Annotated in this window: 2 protein-coding genes; both read left to right on the top strand. The window is 74.8% G+C overall.

Annotated elements, in window-relative coordinates:
• The coding region (locus tag VGL20_05480) for an ABC transporter permease (GenBank protein ID HEY2703122.1) at positions 1-1,050 on the top strand (1,050 nt) is incomplete at its 5' end.
• A 66-nt stretch (positions 1,051-1,116) separates the two neighbouring features.
• A complete protein-coding gene (locus tag VGL20_05475; GenBank protein HEY2703121.1) occupies positions 1,117-2,001 on the top strand; it encodes an NAD(P)-dependent oxidoreductase in 885 nt (294 codons plus the stop codon).
• Positions 2,002-2,081: the final 80 nt, after the last annotated feature.

Genomic DNA, 2,081 nt, shown 5'->3' with positions numbered 1-2,081 from the left:
ATCACCGTCACCCCGGGCAGCGTCACCAACGGCGGGGTGCGCACCGGGCTCGGCAACGCCACCACCCTGACCCTCGACGACGCCCGCGCGCTCGGCGACCGCTCGGTGGTGCCGGACGTCGAGGCGGTGGCCCCGGTGGTGCAGCGTCCGGGGACGACGATGACCGCGGGGTCGCAGAACTGGACCGCGGGGGCGACCGGCTCGACCCCCGGCTGGCTGCTCGCGAACGCGCGCGAGATGCAGAGCGGCGACTTCTTCACCGACGCCGACGTGCGCGGCCACGCCCACGTCGCCGTGCTCGGGCCGACCACCGCCCAGAGCCTGTTCCCCGGCGGCAACGCGGTCGGCAGCCTGGTGACCATCCAGCAGGTGCCCTTCCGGGTCATCGGGGTGCTGGTGCCCCGCGGCGCCCAGGGGCTCTTCAACCCCGACGACCTCGCGGTGGTGCCGCTCACCACCGCGCAGGGCCAGCTGATCGCCGGCGGCTCGCTGACCACGGTGCAGCGCATCCTGCTCAGCGCCACCAGCCGGGACACCATCGACACCGCCTACCAGGAGGTGAGCAGCCTCCTGATGGCGACCCACCGCATCGCCGATCCGACTCAGGCCGACTTCACGGTCACCACCCAGCAGTCGATCCTGGAGGCCCTCGACACCACCAGCACCGCGCTCACCCTGCTGCTCGCCGGGGTCGCCGGCATCTCGCTGCTGGTCGGCGGCATCGGGGTGATGAACATCATGCTGGTGTCGGTCACCGAGCGCGTCGCCGAGATCGGCCTGCGCAAGGCGGTCGGCGCCACCCGCAACGACATCCTCCGCCAGTTCCTCATCGAGGCGGCGAGCCTGGGCGCCGCCGGCGGGGTGCTGGGCGTGGGGCTGGGGCTGGTGAGCACCGCCCTGCTCAACCACTACACCTCGCTGCTCACCGTGTTCGCCCCGGCGGCCGCGATCGCGGCGCTGCTCATCGCCTCCGGCATCGGCCTGGTCTTCGGCGTGTTCCCCGCGGTGCGCGCGGCCCGGCTGACGCCCATCGACGCCCTCCGCACGTGAGAGCGGTCGAGAGGAACCCCCGTGGCATCCTGCTCCTGCCGCCACGCCACCTCGGGAGGACACCGCATGCGCATCGCCGTTCTCGGACTCGGAGCCATGGGCAGCGCCATCGCCGGCCGGCTCCTCGACGCCGGTCACGAGCTGCACGTCTGGAACCGCACCGCGGCGCGCGCCGAACCGCTGACCGCGCGCGGCGCCATCCTCGAGGCGTCGCCGGGAGCGGCGGCGGGCTCGGTCGATGTGGCGATCACCTCCCTCGCCGACGACGCGGCGGTGCTCGGCGTGGTCCGCGGCGACGACGGCGTCGCCGAGTGCCTGCCGCCCTCCGGCGTGCTCGTCGACATGAGCACGGTCTCGCCCGAGACCTCGCGGGCGCTCGCCCGCGCCGTCGACGGCCGCTTCGTCGACGCCCCGATCCTCGGCGCGCCGCAGGCGGTCGCCGCCGGCCAGGCGACCATCCTCGCCGGCGGCCCGGACGAGCTGGTCGACCGGCTGACGCCCCTGTTCCAGCAGCTCTCCGCACGGCAGCTGCGGTGCGGGCCGGAGCCGGGGTCCGGCACCACCGTCAAGGTGGTCGCCAACCTGCTCCTCCTCGGCCAGCTCGCCGTGCTCTCGGAGGCGGTCGCCACCGCCCAGGCGAACGGGGTCGACGACCGCCTCATCGCCGAGCTGGGACGCACCCCGCTGGTCGCGCCGGCGCTCCACAACCGGCTCGACGACGTGATCCACGGCGACCACCAGGGGTGGTTCTCGGCGCGGCTGGGGCACAAGGACGTGCGCCTGGCACGCAACCTCGCCCGGAGCGGGGGGCTCGATCTCGCCGTCGCCGCCACCGTCGAGGCGCTCTTCGACCAGGCCATCACCGCCGGGCTCGGCGACCGGGACATCACCGCGGTGGTCGAGACGGTGCGGGCCCGCCGGGTCACGGAGGTGCCGGCCCCCCGGCGGTGACCGGCGAGGGTTGATCCGCGGCGGTGGCCGCCGGCCTCGTCGAGATGGTCTCCACGCAGCCCCCGACCGGCGGGGGCGAC

This window comes from Candidatus Dormiibacterota bacterium, assembly GCA_036495095.1.
Classification (GTDB): domain Bacteria; phylum Chloroflexota; class Dormibacteria; order Aeolococcales; family Aeolococcaceae; genus CF-96.
This window is presented reverse-complemented; position numbering and strand designations above follow the sequence as displayed.